General features: G+C 65.5%; 15 protein-coding genes and 2 riboswitches. Of the genes, 11 read left to right on the top strand and 4 right to left on the bottom strand.

Features of this window, described 5'->3' with window-relative positions; translation table 11 throughout:
• The first annotated feature begins 3 nt into the window (after positions 1-3).
• The 5 genes from proC (at position 4) to JF70_RS04870 (ending at position 4,752) form a co-directional block, all read left to right on the top strand.
• Complete coding sequence (gene proC / locus JF70_RS04890; RefSeq protein ID WP_045935492.1) at positions 4-807, top strand: pyrroline-5-carboxylate reductase; 804 nt, start codon at positions 4-6, stop codon at positions 805-807.
• Between the two features lie 42 nt (positions 808-849).
• Entirely contained in the window at positions 850-1,956 is a 1,107-nt protein-coding gene (gene ychF, locus JF70_RS04885; protein WP_045924585.1) for a redox-regulated ATPase YchF, read from the top strand.
• Positions 1,953-2,753 (top strand): alpha/beta fold hydrolase, encoded by an 801-nt coding sequence (locus JF70_RS04880; protein ID WP_045935491.1) that lies wholly within the window; start codon positions 1,953-1,955, stop codon positions 2,751-2,753. Before ychF ends, JF70_RS04880 begins: the two co-directional genes overlap by 4 nt.
• A gap of 54 nt (positions 2,754-2,807) precedes the next feature.
• Positions 2,808-3,623, top strand: coding sequence for a L,D-transpeptidase (locus JF70_RS08750; RefSeq protein ID WP_082069400.1), 816 nt, complete (start codon positions 2,808-2,810; stop codon positions 3,621-3,623).
• A 121-nt stretch (positions 3,624-3,744) separates the two neighbouring features.
• Positions 3,745-4,752 (top strand): bile acid:sodium symporter family protein, encoded by a 1,008-nt coding sequence (locus tag JF70_RS04870; RefSeq protein ID WP_045935490.1) that lies wholly within the window; start codon positions 3,745-3,747, stop codon positions 4,750-4,752.
• A gap of 33 nt (positions 4,753-4,785) precedes the next feature.
• Here the strand turns inward: JF70_RS04870 and JF70_RS04865 are convergent, their stop codons facing one another.
• The 4 genes from JF70_RS04865 to JF70_RS04850 form a co-directional block, all read right to left on the bottom strand.
• The gene (locus JF70_RS04865) at positions 4,786-5,166 is read right to left on the bottom strand and encodes a fluoride efflux transporter FluC (protein WP_045935489.1); all 381 of its coding nucleotides are present in this window, start codon (positions 5,164-5,166) and stop codon (positions 4,786-4,788) included.
• On the bottom strand, positions 5,163-5,600 hold the full coding sequence (locus JF70_RS04860; RefSeq protein ID WP_045936143.1) for a FluC/FEX family fluoride channel: 438 nt from the start codon (positions 5,598-5,600) through the stop codon (positions 5,163-5,165). Before JF70_RS04860 ends, JF70_RS04865 begins: the two co-directional genes overlap by 4 nt.
• A gap of 89 nt (positions 5,601-5,689) precedes the next feature.
• Positions 5,690-5,762, bottom strand: a riboswitch (Fluoride riboswitch).
• A gap of 38 nt (positions 5,763-5,800) precedes the next feature.
• Positions 5,801-7,153: an ABC transporter ATP-binding protein gene (locus JF70_RS04855; protein ID WP_156149600.1), complete on the bottom strand. Its 1,353-nt coding sequence runs from the start codon at positions 7,151-7,153 to the stop codon at positions 5,801-5,803.
• Positions 7,154-7,173: 20 nt separating this feature from the next.
• Positions 7,174-8,913: an ABC transporter permease gene (locus JF70_RS04850; RefSeq protein ID WP_045935487.1), complete on the bottom strand. Its 1,740-nt coding sequence runs from the start codon at positions 8,911-8,913 to the stop codon at positions 7,174-7,176.
• A gap of 97 nt (positions 8,914-9,010) precedes the next feature.
• Positions 9,011-9,169, bottom strand: a riboswitch (M-box (ykoK) riboswitch).
• A 133-nt stretch (positions 9,170-9,302) separates the two neighbouring features.
• On the opposite strand from JF70_RS04850, the gene JF70_RS04845 reads away from it, so the two are divergent.
• The 6 genes from JF70_RS04845 to mfd are packed head-to-tail and all read left to right on the top strand — an operon-like array spanning position 9,303 to position 19,064.
• On the top strand, positions 9,303-9,935 hold the full coding sequence (locus JF70_RS04845; RefSeq protein ID WP_045935486.1) for an NAD(P)H-dependent oxidoreductase: 633 nt from the start codon (positions 9,303-9,305) through the stop codon (positions 9,933-9,935).
• Positions 9,932-11,095 carry a glycosyltransferase family 4 protein gene (locus JF70_RS04840; protein ID WP_045935485.1) on the top strand — a complete coding sequence of 388 codons (1,164 nt, stop codon included), beginning with the start codon at positions 9,932-9,934 and terminating at the stop codon, positions 11,093-11,095. Before JF70_RS04845 ends, JF70_RS04840 begins: the two co-directional genes overlap by 4 nt.
• Before the next feature lie 9 nt (positions 11,096-11,104).
• Positions 11,105-14,305 (top strand): UPF0182 family membrane protein, encoded by a 3,201-nt coding sequence (locus JF70_RS04835; RefSeq protein WP_045935484.1) that lies wholly within the window; start codon positions 11,105-11,107, stop codon positions 14,303-14,305.
• A complete protein-coding gene (locus tag JF70_RS04830; RefSeq protein WP_052690747.1) occupies positions 14,302-14,832 on the top strand; it encodes a GNAT family N-acetyltransferase in 531 nt (176 codons plus the stop codon). Before JF70_RS04835 ends, JF70_RS04830 begins: the two co-directional genes overlap by 4 nt.
• Positions 14,833-14,872: 40 nt before the next feature.
• A complete protein-coding gene (pth, locus tag JF70_RS04825; protein WP_045935483.1) occupies positions 14,873-15,472 on the top strand; it encodes an aminoacyl-tRNA hydrolase in 600 nt (199 codons plus the stop codon).
• The gene (mfd, locus tag JF70_RS04820; RefSeq protein WP_045935482.1) at positions 15,462-19,064 is read left to right on the top strand and encodes a transcription-repair coupling factor; all 3,603 of its coding nucleotides are present in this window, start codon (positions 15,462-15,464) and stop codon (positions 19,062-19,064) included. The genes pth and mfd overlap by 11 nt, the downstream gene beginning before the upstream one ends.

The raw sequence follows: 19,064 nt of genomic DNA, 5'->3' as shown, positions 1-19,064 counted from the left end.
GGCATGAACACGGACTCACTGACTCTTGGATTCATCGGATACGGCAACATGGCCCAGGCCATGGCCCAGGGGCTGGTCGACGCAGGCGTGCTGCCCGGCGGCCGGATTGTGGCCTGTGCAGCCCACTACGACCGGCTGGTGGAGCGGACGGCCCAGATGGGGGTGCGGCCCATGCACTCCGGCACCGAGGTGGCTGCGGCCGCTGACCTGGTGATTCTGGCCGTCAAGCCGGGGCAGGTGGCCCAGGTCTGCGAGCCCATCCGCCACGAGCTGGCTGACCCGGACCGCATGGTCCTCTCGGTGGTGGGCGGCATGACCCTTGAGGACTATGCCGACCTTCTTGAGGAGGGCACGCACCTGATCTGCGCCATCCCCAACACCCCCATTTCGGTAGGGCAGGGGATTCTGGTCACCCAGGAGGACGATACCCTGACCGACCAGCAGCGGGAGCTCTTCACCCAGGTCTTCGACCCGGTAGCCATGATTGAGCGGCTGCCCCGGGAGCTGGTCTCTGTGGGCACGACCATCGCCGGATGCGCGCCCGCCTACACGGCCATGTACATGGAGGCCCTGGCCGACGCCGGGGTGGAGCACGGGCTGCCCAGGCAGGCGGCCTACCGGCTGGCGGCGCGCATGGTGCAGGGGACCGGAGCCCTCTACCTGGCCACCGGCACCAACCCCGGGGCCATGAAGGACGCGGTCTGCTCGCCGGGCGGAACCACCATCAAGGGGGTCGCCTCCCTGGAGAAGCACGGCTTCCGTGGAGCGGTCATCGAGGCCATCGATGCGGTGGAGCGCGGCGACTAGGGGGAGCCACGCCGGGGCAGTCCGGGCAATAGACTGGTGGATATGTCGTTAACCATAGGAATCGTCGGGCTGCCCAACGTCGGCAAGTCCACACTCTTCAACGCCCTCACCCGCAACAACGTTCTGGCGGAGAACTATCCCTTCGCCACCATCGAGCCCAACACCGGTATCGTGCCCCTGCCCGACGACCGTCTGCCCGTCCTGGCCAAGCTGGTCCACACGGACAAGATCGTGCCTGCCACGGTCACCTTCGTGGACATCGCCGGCATCGTCAAGGGGGCCTCGGAGGGGGAGGGGCTGGGCAACCAGTTCCTGGCCAACATCCGCGAGGCTGACGCCATCTGCGAGGTGGTTCGTGCCTTCAATGACGACGACATCGTCCACGTCAACGGCAAGGTGGATCCGGCCGACGACATCGACACCATCAACACCGAGCTGATCCTGGCCGACATGCAGACCATCGACAAGGCCCTGCCCAAGCTGGAGAAGGATCAGCGCGGGGGCAAGATCAAGCCCGCCTACCTGGACACCGTCCGCAAGGCCAAGGAGATTCTGGGCCAGGGGCGGACCATCGACCAGGCGGCCCAGGCCGGGGACATCGACAAGGACGAGCTCTACGACCTGCATCTGATGACCGCCAAGCCCTTCATCTACGTCTTCAACGTGGACGACGACGAGCTACAGAACGAGGACTTGAAGAAGCAGCTGGCCGACTCCGTGGCTCCCGCTCCCGCCATCTTCCTCAACGCCCAGTTCGAGTCCGAGCTGACCGAGCTGGATGAGGCCGATGCCCGCGAGATGCTGACCGATGCCGGGCTCAAGGAGTCCGGCCTGGACCAGCTGGCCCGGGTGGGCTTCGACATCCTCGGCCTGCAGACCTTCCTGACCGCCGGGGTCAAGGAGGTGCGCGCCTGGCAGATCCACAAGGGCTGGACCGCCCCCCAGGCCGCCGGGGTCATCCACACCGACTTCGAGAAGGGCTTCATCAAGGCCGAGGTGGTCTCCTACGACGACTTCGTGGCCGCCGACGGCTCCTACGCCAAGGTGCGCGAGGAGGGCAAGATGCGCCTTGAGGGCAAGGACTACGTCATGCAGGACGGCGACATCGTGGAGTTCAAGACCGGCATTCCCTCCGGTTCCAAGAAGTGAGCGCCAGGCCCGGGTTCGCCATTCGTCGGGGTCATGGGCTGCCGCTGATCTTCGTGCACGGGTCCGGCGTGGACCACCACATCTTCGACGACCTGGACCCCGTCTTCGAGCGGGTGGGGGGTTTCGAACGGATCTATCTGGACCAGCCCGGCTTCGGCCGCACGCCGCCCGACCCGTCCATTCTCGACCTGGACGGCCTGGCCCGGTGGCTGGATGACCAGGTGGACATTTTCAGCGGTGGTGGCCCCTTCGCTCTGGTGGGCAACTCCCTGGGCGGGCTGCTCAGCCGCCACGCCGCGGCCGGTCGGTTGGACCGCTGCCGGGGGATGGCCCTGCTCTCCTCGGTGGTTGACCCTGTGACCGCCCACAGGCGCCTGCCCCCGCGTCAGGTGTTGGTCCGGGAAGATCAGAGCCTGGCCGACGTGGACGAGTTCACCAGGCATGCCTACCGGCAGATGGCTGTGGTGGAATCCAGGAAGCATCTTGAGGCCTACCAACGCACCATCATGCCCGGCATTCGATCGGCCGATGCCGATACGGTGGCTCGAATGGAGGGGGGCTACCAGCTGGATATGGACTTCGACCGAGCATGGAACGGGTTCATAGCCCCTGTGCTCTTCGTCTGCGGCCGTCAGGACGACCGTGTGGGCTACCTGGACCAGTTCGACCTGGCCTGCCGCTTCCCCCGGGCCTCCTACTCGGTGCTGGACCGAGCCGGCCACAATGTGCAGATCGAGCAGACCGTCCTGGTCTGCAACCTGCTGGAGGATTGGGCCAGGCAGGTGCTGAAAGGCTGAGTCCGCCCTGTTTCCTTCTGCCGTTAAAATGAACTGTGCATACAAGTTCGTTCGATGGCGACGAAGGGGAAGGACATGGCTGTCTGGGGATTGGATAGCAAACGCCTTAAGCGGCGTGTGCTTGCCATGCTCCGTTGGCTGCTGGACCCTGTCCGCCGTACGCCTGTGGTAGTGACAACCGCTCTGCTGACGCTGCTGTTGACAGTCCTGATCGTCAACCTGATCCAGCCGGTGGATGCGGCCCGTGCGGAACGATCAGCAGGTGCGAGCGCTTCCAGCACAGCCACTGTTTCGGCGAGACAATTTTCCAAGGCGCATCATTCCGGTAAATCCGAGTCCTCCTCTTCATCAGCGACAAAGAGGCACACAAAGGAACAAGATGAGGAGCAGACAAAGGTTGAGAAGGCAGACTCTGCTAGCTCCTCCACTCATCCTGTCGATTGGCTCAAGCCTTCGCAGCAGGTCGATTACCCGGATCCGGCAGCCCACCCCGGCCTCTCCCTGGAGGTCAGCCTTCAGGATCAGCGGGTCTATGTGCGCGATGGGTCTCAACTGCTCTACACCATGTACGCCTCGACGGGTATGGATGACTCCACGCCCAGGGGCAGCTTCCGCATCCAGTCTGAGCGCGGCGACCACTTCTACAACCCCAGGGAGGGGATGGGTGCCCGCTACTACACCAGCTTTCTGAACCACGGGGTCTTCCTCTTCCACTCGGTGCCCACTGATTCGAGCGGCGACTACATCAAGGAGGAGGCCGACATGTTGGGCGTCCGACCCAGTTCACACGGCTGCATCCGACTGACGGTGCCTGATGCTCGGTGGATCATGCAGTCCGTGCCCACCGGCACACCCGTCCTGGTCAACTGAATTCCAGTCGGAGCCGGAACGGCCTCGTCCAAAATGTGACCATTAGCAGGCGTGCCTGCCCTCGGTTTTCTAACTTTGCTCTACCACAGAGAGAACTATCGAGAGGAAGTGGTCAGGAATCATGCAAAAGGTGCAGCGGTTCAGTGACTGGTTGACTAAGTGGTTCATTCTGGTGGTCCTAGCGTGGGCCGCCATCAACTTCTTTGTCCCGCAGATTAGCATTTGGGCCCGTAGCTACACCAACTACTTCCTGAGCATTATTCTCTTCGGCATGGGACTGACCCTGAGCCTGGACGACTTCAAGCGAATCGTCAAGATGCCGCTCATGGTTATCGTCGGCACCATAGCCCATTACCTGATCATGCCCCTGCTGGCCGTGCTGCTCTGCCGCATCTTCCGGCTGGACGGCATGATCGCCGTGGGAGTCATCCTGGTGGGCTGCTGCCCCTCGGGGACCTCCTCCAACGTCATGTCCTACCTGTCGCGTGGCGATGTGGCCCTGGACGTATCAATAGGACTGCTTTCCACCCTGTGCGCGCCCTTCATGATCCCCATGCTGATGAACCTGCTGGCCAGCCAGTATGTGGCCATCCCCACCAAGCAGCTCTTCCTGACCGCCCTTGAGGTGGTGCTGATCCCCATCGCCCTGGGCCTGGCCGTCCACGCCATCTTCAAGGAGAAGGTACAGAAGGTGACCGCGGCCCTGCCGGCCGTCTCGCAAATTGCCATCCTGGTCATCATCGGTGTGGTGGTCTCGGTCAACCACGCCAAGCTCTTCACCGCCGCCACCGCCCTGGTCCTGCCGGTGGTCATGCTCCACAACCTGTGCGGGTACGGGCTGGGCTTCCTCTTCAGCCGGCTCATGTACCGTATCTACCCCAAAGGGTTCCGCTACGCCCAGCAGAAGGCCATCACCTTCGAGGTGGGCATGCAGGATTCCGGACTGGGCGCGACCCTGGCCCTGCAGGCCTTCGCCGCTGACCCGATCGTGGCCATACCCTCCACCTTCTTCAGCGTCTGGCACAACATTTCCGGCTCGGTGCTGTCCGCCTGGTGGCGTCGTCATGACGACCGGCTGGGGATTGCCGCAGACTCCGCCCAGGGTCGCCCGGAACCGGTTCGCGCCTAGGTTCCGCAGCTCCTTGATTGCTGGCTGGATCTGCTACATGCCCGGTCCGGCCAGCATGAAACCAAGGGCCGTCAGCAGTGGTGGCAGGAAGATCGATGCCGATAGATAGCCCAGGGCTGCCAGATGCCGTCTCTGCCGGGCCAGGGCTAGCACTTCGTTGACTGCTGTCGAGAAGGTGGAGAAGCCACCCAGCAGTCCTGTGGTCAGCAGCAGCCGTCCCCAGTTAGGCAGTCCGTGGAAGGTGGCAAGGGCGGCCACCAGTCCTGCGCCCAATCCGGCCAGCAGGTTGATGATCATGGTCGACAGGGGCAGGTCCACCTGCCAGCGGGCTTTGACCAGGGTATCCAGCAGGTAGCGCAGTCCGGCACCCAGGCCGCCGCACAGGCAAATCAACAACGTAAACGTAATGGTCATCGCGCACCCGCCTGGATGCGTGCTGCCAAACGCGCTCCCAGCGCTGCCATGGCCCAGGAGGCCATCAGGCCTCCGGCAAAGGAGACCAGCAGGTATGCAAGGGTTGCCCAGACTTGGCCGCCCGACAGGCCTTGGACCAGTTCCAGCGAGAGCGTGGACATGGTCGACAGTCCTCCGCACAGGCCCATGCCCAGACCCTTGTTGGTCAGCTGCCTTCGGCGCGCGTGTGCGCTTTTGGGCAGTCCGGCCAGGAAGGCGGTCAGCAGGGCGTAGCCTGCGCAGGCGATCAGGTTGGCCAGGAGGGTTCCCGGATGCAGCGGACCACTCTGGCCCGGCAGCAGGCTCAAGGCGTACCGGCAGCCGGTGCCCAGGGTTCCGCCCAGCATCACCACCAGGGCCGTGGCTATGTCAGGTCCGGCAGGGGGTTTGGTCATTGGAGGCTCGGTTCCCGACGGATCAGCGTCCGCAGGGTCGGGCTGAATGGCATGCGCCTGCACCCGGCCCGCAGACGGGGTCGTCGAATCATGGTGCAGGAACTGTCAGCAGTTTGCGGTTCGGGGCTCAAGCCCCGGGCGGGTTCCATCGCCCGAAACCCATCCTAGGAGCGGAAGGGGACCGTGACTGCCCCAGCTGCTCACTCGGTGTGGTTCTCCGGGTCCAGGGTCAGCCGGTCGTCGTCGGCGTCGTAGTCGAAGAGCTCGCCGTAGCGGCCCCAGGTGATGGCGGTGTCGAACTGCTGGACGGCCTCCTTGTCCGAGTGGTGAGCCCGCAGCAGGTCCAGGATCAGGGAGCCGTGCAGGCTCTTGTCGTCGCTGTTCTTCAAGGCCCGGTCGATGATGCGGATCAGCGGAACGTGATCCATCAGCATGTGTGAGAACATCTCCTTGCTCTCCAGGATGTCCGCGTCGTGCCAGGCACGGCCCTGGTCGGTCAGCCTGACGTGTCCGTTGTCCGCCTGGAAGATGCCCAGCATGAGCCCGGCATCGATCAGGGGGAAGAGGTCGTCCACCTCGAAGGAGAGCTTGGCGGCCAGGTCGGCCAGATCCATGCCGTTGGGCTGGTTGACCATGACATCGGCCAGACCGGCCAGGCCGCCGGGGGTGGCGTCGGGCAGGTTGCGCTCGGCGGTCTCCTCGTCCCGGACCGAATCCCGCACAGCCTGACGGTTGCGCACCTTGGTCTGCAGACGGCGGCGGATGTCCTCGCTGTCGCGCTGGCCGGTCAGGATGGAATAGAGGTAGTCCACGCAGGACTGGAAGAGGTCGGACTGCTTGTCCCGAGGCCTGTCCAGGTTGATGGGCACGTCGGCGATGACCCGGCCGGGATGCGAGTCCAGGACCAGGACCCGGTCGGCCATCTCCACGGCCTCCTCGATGTTGTGGGTGACGATCAGGACCGATTTGACGCTGCCCGCCTCCTCGGACCAGACCTTGAGGACCTCCTGGCGAAGGTTTTCGGCAGTCAGCACGTCCAGGGCCGAGAAGGGCTCGTCCATGAAGAGGGCGTCCGGCTTGAGGACCAGGGCACGGGCGATGCCCACGCGCTGGCGCATGCCGCCGGAGAGCTCCTTGGGGTAGGCGCTTTCGAAGCCGTCCAGGCCGATGGCGTCGATGGCGGCCAGGGAGAGTTTCTCGCGCTCCTTCTTGGGCACGCCACGGGCCTGCAGGCCCAGCTCGACGTTGTCCTTGACGGTCAGCCAGGGCATCAGGGCGAAGCTCTGAAAGACCAGGGCCACGCCGGGGTTGGGTCCGTCCAGTTGCTTGCCCCGGTATTCGACGCTGCCCTTGCTGGCCGGGACCAGACCGGCCAGGATGCGCAGCAGGGTGGACTTGCCGGCGCCTGAGCGGCCCAGGATGGCTACCACCTCGCCCTCGTGCAGGGTGAAGTCGATGTTGTCCAGGACGGTCAGCTCCGCGCCCTTGTCGGACTGGTAGGTCTTGGTCACGTGCTCGGCCGTGATGATCCCGTTGGAATTGATCTTGGTCATTGTCGAACCTCTCAGACTTCTCATGTCAGGGAATAGCGCCGTTGTGCCAGTGATTGCAGGGGAGACCAGAAGAACCGGTCGGCCAGGACCACGAAGATGCTCATGACGGCCACCCCCAGGATGATGCGGGGGGTGTCTCCGGTGGCGGTCACCTGGGCGATGTAGGCACCCAGGCCCTTGGCCGTCAGTTCGGTTTTGCCGTAGGAGACCACCTCGGAGACGATGGAGGCGTTCCAGGCCCCGCCGGCCGCTGTGATGCCGCCGGTGCACCAGGAGCCGAACAGGGCCGGCAGGATCAGGGTCTTCCATCGTTGCCAGCGGTTCTGGCCCAGGCTGCGCGACATCTCCAGCAGGTCGTCGGGGATGGCCGAGGCCCCGGCGATGACGTTGAAGAGGATGTACCACTGGGTGCCCAGGGCCATGAGCAGGATGCTGCCCCAGTTGATGTCGATCCGCCAGATGATGAAGACCATGGTGACGAAGGGGAAGATGAAGTTGGCCGGGAAGGAGGCCAGGATCTGCACCAGGGGCTGCAGGTAGCGGGAGATGCGCGGATTCATGCCGATCAGGGCGCCGATGGGCACCCAGACGATGGTGCAGACCACCATCAGGATCAGCACCCGCAGGAAGGTCAGCAGGCCCAGCTGGAAGACGTGGCCGACCTCGCCCAGCCCCAGCGGGCGGATGACCAGGCGGTCCAGCTGCCAGAGACCCCACAGGCCGATCAGGGCCAGGCAGGCCCACCAGACCAGGTCGCTGGCCCGTCTGCGTCCGCCGCCACGGCTCCAGCGCGCCCCGGTGCGGCCCAGGGGGCGGGTGATCCGGTCCAGCAGGTCGGCCAGGGGGTGGCCCACCAGGCCCAAGAGGTCCTTGACCCCGGACAGGCGGATGACCGTCAGCACCAGGCTGCGTCGGGGCTCAGTGGACTGGCTGCTGGTGTAGCGGAACTTCTCGGCCCAGGCGGTCAGCGGCTTCCAGAGCAGGAAGTCAATCAATAGGACCACCACAATCATGGTCAGGATGGCCAGGCCCACCTTGCCCAGGTCCTGCTCGGCGGTGGCCTCCTCCACGAAGGAGCCGATGCCGGGCAGGGCCAGGGTCCTGTTGTTGACCGAGATCATCTCGGAGGCGGTCAGGAAGAACCAGCCGCCGCCCATGCTCATCATGCAGTTCCAGAGCAGGGGGATCATGGAGTTGGGCACGTCCAGCTTCCAGAAGCGCTGCCAGCGGGTCAGGCGCATCAGCCTCACCGCCTCGTCCAGGTCGGCGGGCTCACTGGTCAGGGAGTTATAGAAGGAGAAGGCCATGTTCCAGGCCTGGCTGGTGAAGATGGCGAAGATGGAGGCCGCCTCCACGCCCATGATGGACCCGGGGAAAAGGACCAGCCAGATGGAGATGGTGGCCGACAGGAAGCCCAGGACGGGCACCGACTGCAGAATGTCCAGCAGGGGGATGAGCACGGCGCCCAGGCGGCGGGAGCGCGCGGCGGCCAGTCCGTAGAGGAAGGCGAAGACCAGGGAGATGATCAGGGCCGTGAACATGCGGAAGAGGGAGCGCAGCGCGTAGTAGGGCAGGTTGGACGGGTCGGTGGAGACGTGCGAGGGTACGCCGGCGGGGCCTATGGGCGCGCCCAGGGCCGGCAGCAGATAGGCCAGGGCCCCCAGCAGGACCAGGGCGCCAATGGCTACGGCCAGGCCCGTCCATATGCGGGTGGAGCGCGATGCCTGGCTGCGGTCGTCGTTCAGTGGAGAACGGAGCATTCCTGGCAGTGCGACAGTATTCACGATGGCCTCCCTCCAAGGTGCGGAACATCCCTGTCGGCAGCCTCGAAGACGGCGTGGCGATCGGCCATGAGCCGACCATTGTCATCGTTCAAGCTTCGGCTTCGCATGGTATTTGGCCCTGCATTAGTCCCTGCCTTGATCCGACGGGGACTGTTGACCTGCGCGGGGTGTCTCCACCACTTTGCGGCAGCATGCCTTGTCCATGCGGTAGCTTCACCTACCGACCACCCAATAACATAGATGGGCCCAGGAGCAGTGTCAAGCATTTGCCGAACCAGTGTTGCCGTCCTTGCCAGGACTGACAATGACAAGGGTCTGCACGCAGTCGGTGCAGGCGCGAAATGGAATGTAAGGAGCGAATCCCCATGAAGATCGTGGCAGTCACGGCCAACCCCGAACCCAAGAGCCTGACCGATGCGGCGGGCAATGCCCTGCTGGACGGGGCGGCCGAGGGCGGGGCTCGCACCGAGTTGATCGACCTTTGCGCCGAGGGGTTCAATCCCGTCTTCGGCATGGAGGACAGGACCCACTACCTGGGCCAGGGACCCATGCCCGAGGATGCCCAGGCCATGCAGGAGCGCATCAAGGATGCGGACGTGCTGGCCCTGGTCTTCCCCGTCTACTGGTACAGCATGCCGGCCATCATGAAGGGCTTCATCGACCGGGTCATCTGCCGGGGCTTCGCCTACCACGCTGACGGAACCCCGGGGGCCCTGGCCGGGCGCCGGGTGGAGCTGATCATGCTGACCGGCGGGGAAAAGGAATGGTACCAGTCCAGCGGCGTCGGTGAGGCCCTGGACAATCAGCTGCGCAGACAGACCTTCCTCAAGTACTGCCAGGTCGCCCAGGTGGAGACCATCTATGTGGATAAGCTGGACTCGGGCAACGACGAGCAGCAGGCGCGGGAGGCCGCCGACCGGCACCTGGTGGCCTTGGCCTTGAAGGGTCGTCAGCTGGCTGCAGGGACCGAGCCCGGAGCAGGCCAGGACGCTCAGTGACGCTCAACATCGGGTTCGTCTTCGATGACACCCTGGATGTGTTTGACGGGGTTCAGCAGCACATTCTGACCCTGGGACGGGAGCTGGGCAGGCGGGGCCATAGGGTCCAGTACCTGGTCGGGCAGACCGCCCATCCGCCGGTTGACGGGGTTCACTCCCTATCCCGTAACGTCATGGTCTCCTTCAACGGCAACAGGATGCGCATACCGCTGCCTGCGCCCAAGGCGCCCATCCGCCGGGTCCTGGAGGCCGGGCACTTCGACCTGCTGCATGTTCAGGCACCCTACAGCCCCTTCCTGGCCGGGCGTGTCATCCGGGCCGCAGATCCGACAACGGCCCTGGTGGCCACCTACCACATCGCCCCCACGGGAAGCCTGCAGCTCTTGGGTGGCCGGTTGCTGGGGATGATCAACCGCAGGACCCATAGGCGCATCGACAGGGTCATCGCGGTCTCGCCTGTGGCGGCCGGCTATGCCCGGCGGACTGCCGGTGTGCCCAGCAGGGTGGTGGCCAATCCCGTGGATGTGGCTGCCCTGCGCCGGGCCCGAGAAGCCGCCGGAGACCAGGAGGTGGCGCGTCTGCACGGCCAGGGGCCGCATCTGGTCTTTCTGGGACGGTTCGTGGCCCGCAAAGGGGCTGGGATCCTGCTTTCGGCCCTCCAGGCGGGGGAGCGGGACGGCATTCTGCCTGAGGGCCTGCATGTGACCATGGCCGGCAAGGGGCCGCTGCTGGAGGACTGCCGTCGGAAGGCCGCTGTCCTGCGCACCCCGGTGGCCTTCCCCGGCTTTGTGGACGAGAAGGACAAGCCCGCCCTGCTGGCCTCCTCAGACCTGACCGTCTTTCCCTCCACCGGGGGTGAGTCCTTCGGCATCGTCCTGCTGGAGGCCATCGCCTCGGGCACGGCTCCGGTGCTGGCCGGGGACAATCCAGGCTACCGGTCCACCCTGATGGGCGATGAGCGGGCTCTGGTGCCCGTCGACTCGCCCAACACCCCCGAACTGCTGTCCCGGCGAGTTGCCCAGGCTCTGGGGGACGCTTCCTGGAGGCGGAACGTGCGCCATGACCAGCTTGCGCTCCTGGACCGCTACGACGTGACCACCGTGGCCGATCAGGTGGAGGAGGTCTACCGGCAAGCCATTCAAGACCGCCGTCTCATGTAGGCTAGGTACATGTCATTCTTCGATTTCTTCGGTTCCATGTTCGACCCTGAGGGCGGTCCAGGAGGACCAGGCCGGCGTCGCAATGAAGACGACCCGGTCATCCTGCACGTGCAAACCGATGGGGAGGGTCCAGGCCAGGAGGGCGGCGGTACGCCTCGTTTCCGCTTTCCCGGACCAGGTGATCCCCGGCTGACTTCCCGCAGGAAGGGCAGTGACGGGCCTTCCCGGGGCTCGCGGATCCTGGCGGTGGTTGTGGCCGTCGTCCTGGTCGTCTTGCTGCTCCTGTTCGCGCTCAGCCGTTTCATCACCGATGTCATGTGGTTCTCCCAGCTGGGAGCCGCGCAGATCGTCTGGACCCAGCTGGGCATCAAGGTGGGTCTATGGCTGGCCTACGCCCTGCTGCTGGCCGCGGTGACCCTGCTCTCGGCCGTACTGGCCATCCGTAGCCGTCCCGATTCGCCCGACGGGTCCACCATCAGGGTCAAGGGTGATCTGATCGAGGTCGGCAAGGGGGTCTCCTCAAGCAGGGCGCTCAAGGTGGCCGTGGTGGTCTCCCTGATCGTCGGTGTCTTCTTCGGCTTCCAGTTCAACGCCGACTGGAAGCAGGTGCTCCTGCTCTTCAATGCCCAGTCCTTCGGGGTGCGTGACCCCCAGTTCGGTCTGGACAACGGCTTCTACGTCTTCATCCTGCCCGGCCTGCAGCTGCTGGTCTCCTCCCTGCTGATGATGCTGCTGGCGGCCACGGTCTTCAGTCTGGTCACCAACTTCCTCATGGGCGGCATTCGGCTGACCATGCCCGTGCATGGACGCGGCATTCTGGAGATGACCCGTCCCGCCCGTCGCCAGGTGGCCGTCTGGCTGGTCCTGTTCATGCTGGTCTGGGCCGGAGACACCGCCCTGGGCGTCTTCGGCAGGCTGACCGAGGAGGGCGATCGGATCACCGGCGCCTCCTACACCTCGGTCAAGGCGGCCATCCCCGTCACCCTGATCATGTCCGTGGTCATGGCCCTGCTGGGCATCATCCTGGCCGTATGGATTCTGTGCTCACACACCCTGGAACCCGGCCGTGTCCATGCAGGGTCGCTGGGTTCGGCCGTCAAGCAGTGGCGGGTGCCCGTCCTGGCCGTGGCCGTCACCATCGTCCTGTCCCTGCTGTTGACCGTCTTCTGGCCGGCACTGGTCCAGCGCTTCCGGGTCAACCCCAACGCCCAGGAGATGGAGTCCGCCTACATCCAGCGCAACATTGCGGCCACCACCAAGGCCTATGGGCTGGACAAGCTCAAGACCGAGGCCTATGACGCCACCACCGAGGTCCAGTCGGGCGCCCTCTCCCGTGATGCGGAGACCACCGCACAGATTCGTCTGCTGGACCCCCAGGTGGTTTCCCCCACCTTCCGCCAGCTGCAGCAGTCCAAGCAGTACTACACCTTCGAGGACACCCTGGCCGTCGACAAGTACGACATCGACGGAGTCAGCCAGGATACGGTCATCGGCGCTCGTGAGCTGGACCTGGAGGGCAACGACAACCGCAACTGGGTCAATGACCACACGGTCTTCACCCACGGCTACGGCATCGTGGCCGCCTATGGCAACAAGGTCACCCCTGACGGGCAGCCCGAGTTCTTCGAGCAGGACATCCCCACCAAGGGCAAGCTGACCGAAAGCCAGCACTACGAGCCGCGAATCTACTTCTCGCCCAACGCGCCCGAGTACTCCATCGTCGGCGCGCCACAGGGTTCATCGGGCTGGGAGTTCGACTATCCCACCGGTTCCAAGGGAGCCACCAACACCTTCAAGGGCAACGGCGGCCCCTCGGTGGGCAACTTCCTGGCCCGGGTCCTCTACGCCATCCGCTTCGGATCCGACCAGATCCTCTTCTCGGACCGCGTCACCCCCGACTCGCAGATCCTCTACAACCGCTCACCCAAGGAGCGCGTGGCCCAGATCGCCCCCTATCTGACCCTGGACGGGCGCGTCTACCCGGCTGTGGTGGACGGCAGGGTCAAGTGGATCGTCGACGGCTACACCACCTCCGACGCCTACCCCTACTCCCAGAAGGTGGACCTGGGTCCCATCACCCAGGACACGACCACCCTGAGCTCCGAGGCCGTCAAGGGCCTGGGCTCCCAGAAGGCCAACTACATCCGCAACTCCGTCAAGGCCACGGTCGATGCCTACGACGGCTCGGTGGATCTGTATGCCTGGGATGCCAAGGATCCGGTGCTCAAGGCCTGGCAGAAGGTCTTCCCCGGCCAGTTCAAGCCGCTCTCGTCCATCTCGGGCGACCTGATGAGCCATATGCGCTACCCGGAGAGCCTGTTCAAGGTGCAGCGCCAGCTCCTTTCCCAGTACCACGTCAACTCGGCCAGCCAGTTCTTCTCCGGCGAGGACTTCTGGCAGACCCCCGTGGATCCGACCGGGAGCAGCAAGGAGCAGACAGCGGGGATCAAGCAGCCTCCCTACTATCTGACCCTGCAGACCCCGGGGACCGACAGGCCCGCCTTCTCACTGACCTCCACGTTCATCCCCGCCGGCACCTCCACCAGGGAGATCCTGACCGGATTCCTGTCCGTGGACTCCGACGCCGGGTCGACCAAGGGGGTGATAGGACCGGACTACGGGACCATCCGGCTGATGGAGCTGCCCAAGAATTCCAATGTGCCAGGCCCTGGGCAGGCCCAGAACAACTTCAATTCGGATGCTGCGGTCTCCACCGAGCTCAACCTGCTCCAGTCCGGGTCCACCAAGGTCAAACGCGGCAACCTGCTGACCCTGCCCATAGGCGGCGGACTGATATACATCCAGCCGGTCTACGTGCAGTCCAGCGGCGCCACCAGCTTCCCCCTGCTCAAGCGGGTTTTGGTGGCCTTCGGAGACAAGGTCTCCTCCTCGGCGACGCTGGATGCGGCCCTTGACAAGACATTCCAGGGCAACTCGGGCGCATCGGCAGGTGATGCCGACAATACCGGACGCACCAATTCCGATAAGGCCCCTGATTCCGATAAGGCCCCGGATAAGACCGACGGGTCCGGCGGGGCGTCGGCGACAGGAGGGCAGGCCCTGAAACAGGCCCTGGACAAGGCCAACCAGGCCATGAGCGACGGCGATGCCGCCCTGAAGAAGGGCGACTTCAGCGCTTACGGCGAGGCGCAGAACCGCCTGCGTGAAGCCCTCAAGGAGGCCTCCGACCAGGAGGGCGGCAACAAGTGAGCGCCACCCCGCGCATCCGGCTCTGCCGTCGCGGGGACCTGGAGGCGATCACCGCCATCTACAACCAGGCGGTCATGGACGGTGGTTCCACAGCGGATACGGCCCCGGTCAGCCTGGACCAGCGCCTGCAGTGGTGGCTGGGCCACGAGCCGGACCAGGGCCATCCGGTCCTGGTCCTGGAGCAGGAGGGCAAGGTGCTGGCCTTCGGCTCCCTGTCGGCCTACTACGACCGGCCCGGCTACCAGGAGACCTGCGAGCTGGGCTACTACGTGGACCGCGACAGCCGTGGCCGGGGCCTGGGGGCCCTGATGGTCCATTCCCTGCTGGAGTGCGCCCAGCAGGAGGGCATGCGTCTGGCCGTGGCCATCATCTTCGATGACAACTCGGCCTCCAAGGCCCTGCTGCAGCGGTTCGGGTTCAGCTGCTTCGGCCTCCTGTCCCAGGCCGCCTGGGACAGGTTCGTCCTGCATGACGTCTCCTACTGGAGTCTGTCCCTTGAGCGTAAAGGGGTCGGGGAGCCTGTGTAGAATCTCACCGTCCCGTTCGAGAGCAGGAGGTATCACCTACATGGCATCCGATTTCTGGCTGATAGCCGGACTGGGCAACCCGGGTGACGAGTATGAGGGCACCAGGCACAACATGGGCTTCATGTGCGCCGATCTGCTGGCCGAACGATGGTCGGTCAACCTGCGCGACCACAAGGGTCTGGCCCAACTGGGCCGTGGCACCCTGGACCTTGACGGACGGCGCATACCTTTCTTCCTGGCCAAGCCGCTGACCTTCATGAACGACTCCGGCGACGCCCTGGCCTCCATTTGCTCCTACTACCACATACCCGTTGGCCGGGTCGTGGTCATCCATGACGACATGGACCTGGAGTTCGGCCGGATCAAGGTCAAGGCCGGCGGGTCCTCGGGCGGGCACAACGGCATCCGTTCCATCGACCGCTCCCTGGGCAGCAACGCCTACGCCCGGGTCCGTATGGGCGTGGGGCATGCCCGGAGGGGAACGGACGCCCACCGCCGCACTGTGGACTGGGTCCTGGGCACCTTTGTCGGCGATCAGCGCAAACGCCTGCCTGAGTTCCTGGCCGACGGTGCGGATGCCGCAGAAACCGTGATCACCAAGGGCCTCAGCCAGGCTCAGGAGCAGTTCAATGGTCGATGAGCATACCCAGAAGGCGGAGCCCCAGGAATCGCTGAACGGGTCCCTGCGTCCCCTCCTGGACGACTTGAAGGCGGATGCTGCCTTTACCGGATTGGTCCAAGGAGACTCCCAGCCTGCTGCCGACACCGACACCTCCCTCATGGTCCAGGCTCCCCAGGGCATCAGGCCAGCCCTGGCGGCCGCAGCAGCCGGACGTGCCCCGGTGGTTCTGGTCGTCCCCTCCGAGCGTGACGCCCAGGAGATGACCGGTGCCATCCGCTCCTGGTATGAGGGCGACCCGGATGATGTGGCTCTGCTGCGCTCCTGGGAGACCCTGCCACACGAGCGGCTCTCGCCCCGGGCAGACACCGTGGCCTCCCGGATGGCCGTCTTCAGGCGCCTGGCCCATCCGGTCCAGGACGACCCTGACTTCGGACCCATCCGCATCCTGGTCATGCCTGTGCGCTCCCTGCTGCAGCCGGTTGTCAAAGGCCTGCAGGATGTGGAGCCCCTGGTCTTCCTGCGCGGCCAGGAGCTGCCCCTGGATCAGGCAGTCCAAGCCCTGGTCCGCAATGCCTACACCCGGGTGGACCTGGTCATGGAGCGCGGCCAGTTCGCCGTCAGAGGCGGTATCCTGGATGTCTTCGTCCCCACCATGGCCCACCCGGTGCGCATCGAGTTCTTCGGCGACGAGGTGGACACCATTCGCAGCTTCCACGCCTCCGACCAGCGCACCTACGGCCCCGACCTGGATCGGATCTGGGCGCCGCCCTGCCGCGAGCTTCAGCTGACCGACCAGGTCCGGGCCCGCGCCCGCTCCCTGATCGGGAGCATCCCCAACGCCGACGACATGCTGGAGTCCATCGCCCAGGCCATTCCGGTGGAGGGCATGGAATCCCTTCTGCCTGCCCTGGTCGACGACCTGGTGCCGGTGGGGTCCATGCTGCCCGAGGGCGCTCTGATTCTGCTGTCGGAACCGCAGCTTCTGGCCCGGTCCGCCCAGGACCTGGTCAAGACCGCCAACGAGTTCCTGGCCGCCAGCTGGCATGTGGCCGCCTCAGGACAGGGCTCGGGCGCGCCCATCAGCTTCGACAGGGCCAGCTTCCTGGACTACGACGAGGTCATCTCATCCCTGGAGTACCGCAAGGGGGAGGTCTGGAAGCTGACCGACCTGTCGGTGGACCCGGACCGGGAGGGGGCCGAGCGTCTGGATGCCCTGGCTCCGGACCAGTACCGCGGCGACGAGGATCGGGCCGCTTCGGGCATCGCCTCCCTGCTGGAGCGCGGCGACCGGGTTGTGGTGACCGCTCCGGCCCAGGGAACGCTGAGCCGTCTGCGCCGGGCCGTACAGACCACTGGCGTTGTCGGGGTGGAGTACCACCGCTCCCTGGCCGTGGACGGCTTCGTGGACCAGTCCGCCCATCTGGCCCTGCTGACCGAACGTGACCTGACCGGCCGTACCAGCGTGGCTGCCGGAAGCAAGACCTCCAACCGTCGGCGCAAGGCCATCGACCTGGACGAGCTCAAGCCCGGCGACTACGTGGTCCACGACCAGCACGGCATCGGCCGCTTCCTGGGCATGCGTCAGCGCAGCGTGGGCGTGGGCCCCAGCAAGGGCAGCCGGGAGTATTTGGTCCTGGAGTACGCCCCTTCCAAGCGCAACGCCCCACCGGATAAGCTCTTCGTACCGGCCGACCAACTGGACCAGGTCAGCCGATACATCGGCGCCGAGATCCCCAGGCTCAACAAGCTGGGCGGATCCGACTGGTCGGCCACCAAGGCCAAGGCCCGCAAGCACGTCCACAAGATCGCCCAGGGCCTGGTCAAGCTCTACTCGGCCCGGCAGCGCACCAAGGGCTTCGCCTTCAGCCCGGACACCCCCTGGCAGAAGGAGCTGGAGGACGCCTTCCCCTACCAGGAGACCCCCGACCAGCTGACCGCCATCGACGAAGTCAAGGCTGATATGGAGAAGCCGGTGCCCATGGACCGTTTGATCTGCGGGGACGTGGGCTTCGGTAAGACCGAAATAGCCATCCGTGCCGCCTTCAAGGCCGTTCAGGACGGCAAGCAGGTGGTGGTCCTGGTACCCACGACCCTGCTGGTCCAGCAGCACTACCAGACCTTCACCGAGCGCTTCGAGGGCTTCCCGGTGGATGTGGCCGCCATGAGCCGCTTCCAGACCGCCAAGGAGAACCAGACCACCATGGAGGGCCTGGCCAGCGGGGCCGTGGATGTGGTCATCGGCACCCATAAGCTGCTCAACCCGCGCATCCGCTTCAAGGATCTGGGCCTGATGATCGTGGACGAGGAGCAGCGCTTCGGCGTGGAGGCCAAGGAGACCCTCAAGGCCATGCGGACCAACGTGGACGTCCTGTCCCTGTCGGCCACGCCCATTCCACGCACCCTGGAGATGGCGGTGACCGGCATCCGGGAGATGTCCACCCTGGCCACGCCCCCCGAGGACCGCCTGCCTGTGCTGACCTATGTGGGCGCCTACGAGGACGCCCAGGTGACTGCGGCCATTCGCCGCGAGCTCCTGCGCGGGGGGCAGATCTTCTACATACACAACCGGGTGGAGGACATCGGCAAGGTCTCGGCCAAGGTCCAGACCCTGGTCCCCGAGGCCAAGGTGGGCGTGGCCCACGGCAAGATGGGGGAGAAGCAGCTGGACGGGGTCATCCGCGACTTCTGGCACCGGGACATCGATGTGCTGGTCTGCACGACCATCGTCGAGACCGGACTGGATATCCCCAACGCCAACACGCTGATCGTGGACCGGGCCGACCGCTTCGGGCTCTCCCAGCTCCACCAGCTGCGCGGCCGGGTGGGACGTGGCCGGGAGCGCGCCTACGCCTACTTCCTCTACGACCCCAGCAAGCCCATGACCCAGACCGCCCACGACAGGCTGGCCACCATCGCCCAGAACACGGCCCTGGGGTCCGGCTACGACGTGGCCATGAAGGACCTGGAGCTGCGCGGCACCGGCAACCTGCTGGGCGACGAGCAGTCCGGCCACATCGAGGGGGTCGGCTTCGACCTCTACGTGCGCATGGTCTCCGAGGCGGTGGAGGAGTACAAGGAGCCCGGGCGGACCGAGCCGGTCACCGTCAGCATCGACCTGCCCCTGGAGGCCTCCATTCCGGTGGACTACATCGACTCGGACAAGCTGCGTCTGGAGGCCTACCGCAAGTTGGCCTCGGCCCGCAACGAGCAGGATCTGCGCGACCTGCACGAGGAGCTGACCGACCGATACGGACGTCCGCCGGCCCAGTTCGACACCCTCTTCGCGGTGGCCAGGCTGCGGGCCAAGGCTCGCTCCCTGGGCATTTCGGAGATCGCCTCCCAAGGCTCCCGGGTACGGATCAGGCCCGTTGCCATGCCCGACTCCCTCCAGGCCAGGATCGCACGAATATACAAGGGCAGCCAGTACCGTCCGGTGACGCAGACCCTGCTGATCCCAGCGCCCTTCGCGGGCTCCCTGGGTTCGGGACCCATGGATTCGGCGGCCATGACCGCCTGGGTGGACACCCTGCTGGACGACCTGGCCTGGGGGCTGCCCAAGTCCTCGGACGATGGCACGCCAGCGGGTCCCGCGCCCGTCCAACAAAACTAG

Origin of the sequence: Bifidobacterium mellis, assembly GCF_000967265.1 — a bacterium.
GTDB classification, from domain to species: Bacteria; Actinomycetota; Actinomycetes; order Actinomycetales; family Bifidobacteriaceae; genus Bombiscardovia; species Bombiscardovia mellis.
The sequence above is the reverse complement of the archived record's forward strand: the minus strand, read 5'-3'. Positions and strand labels throughout refer to the sequence as shown.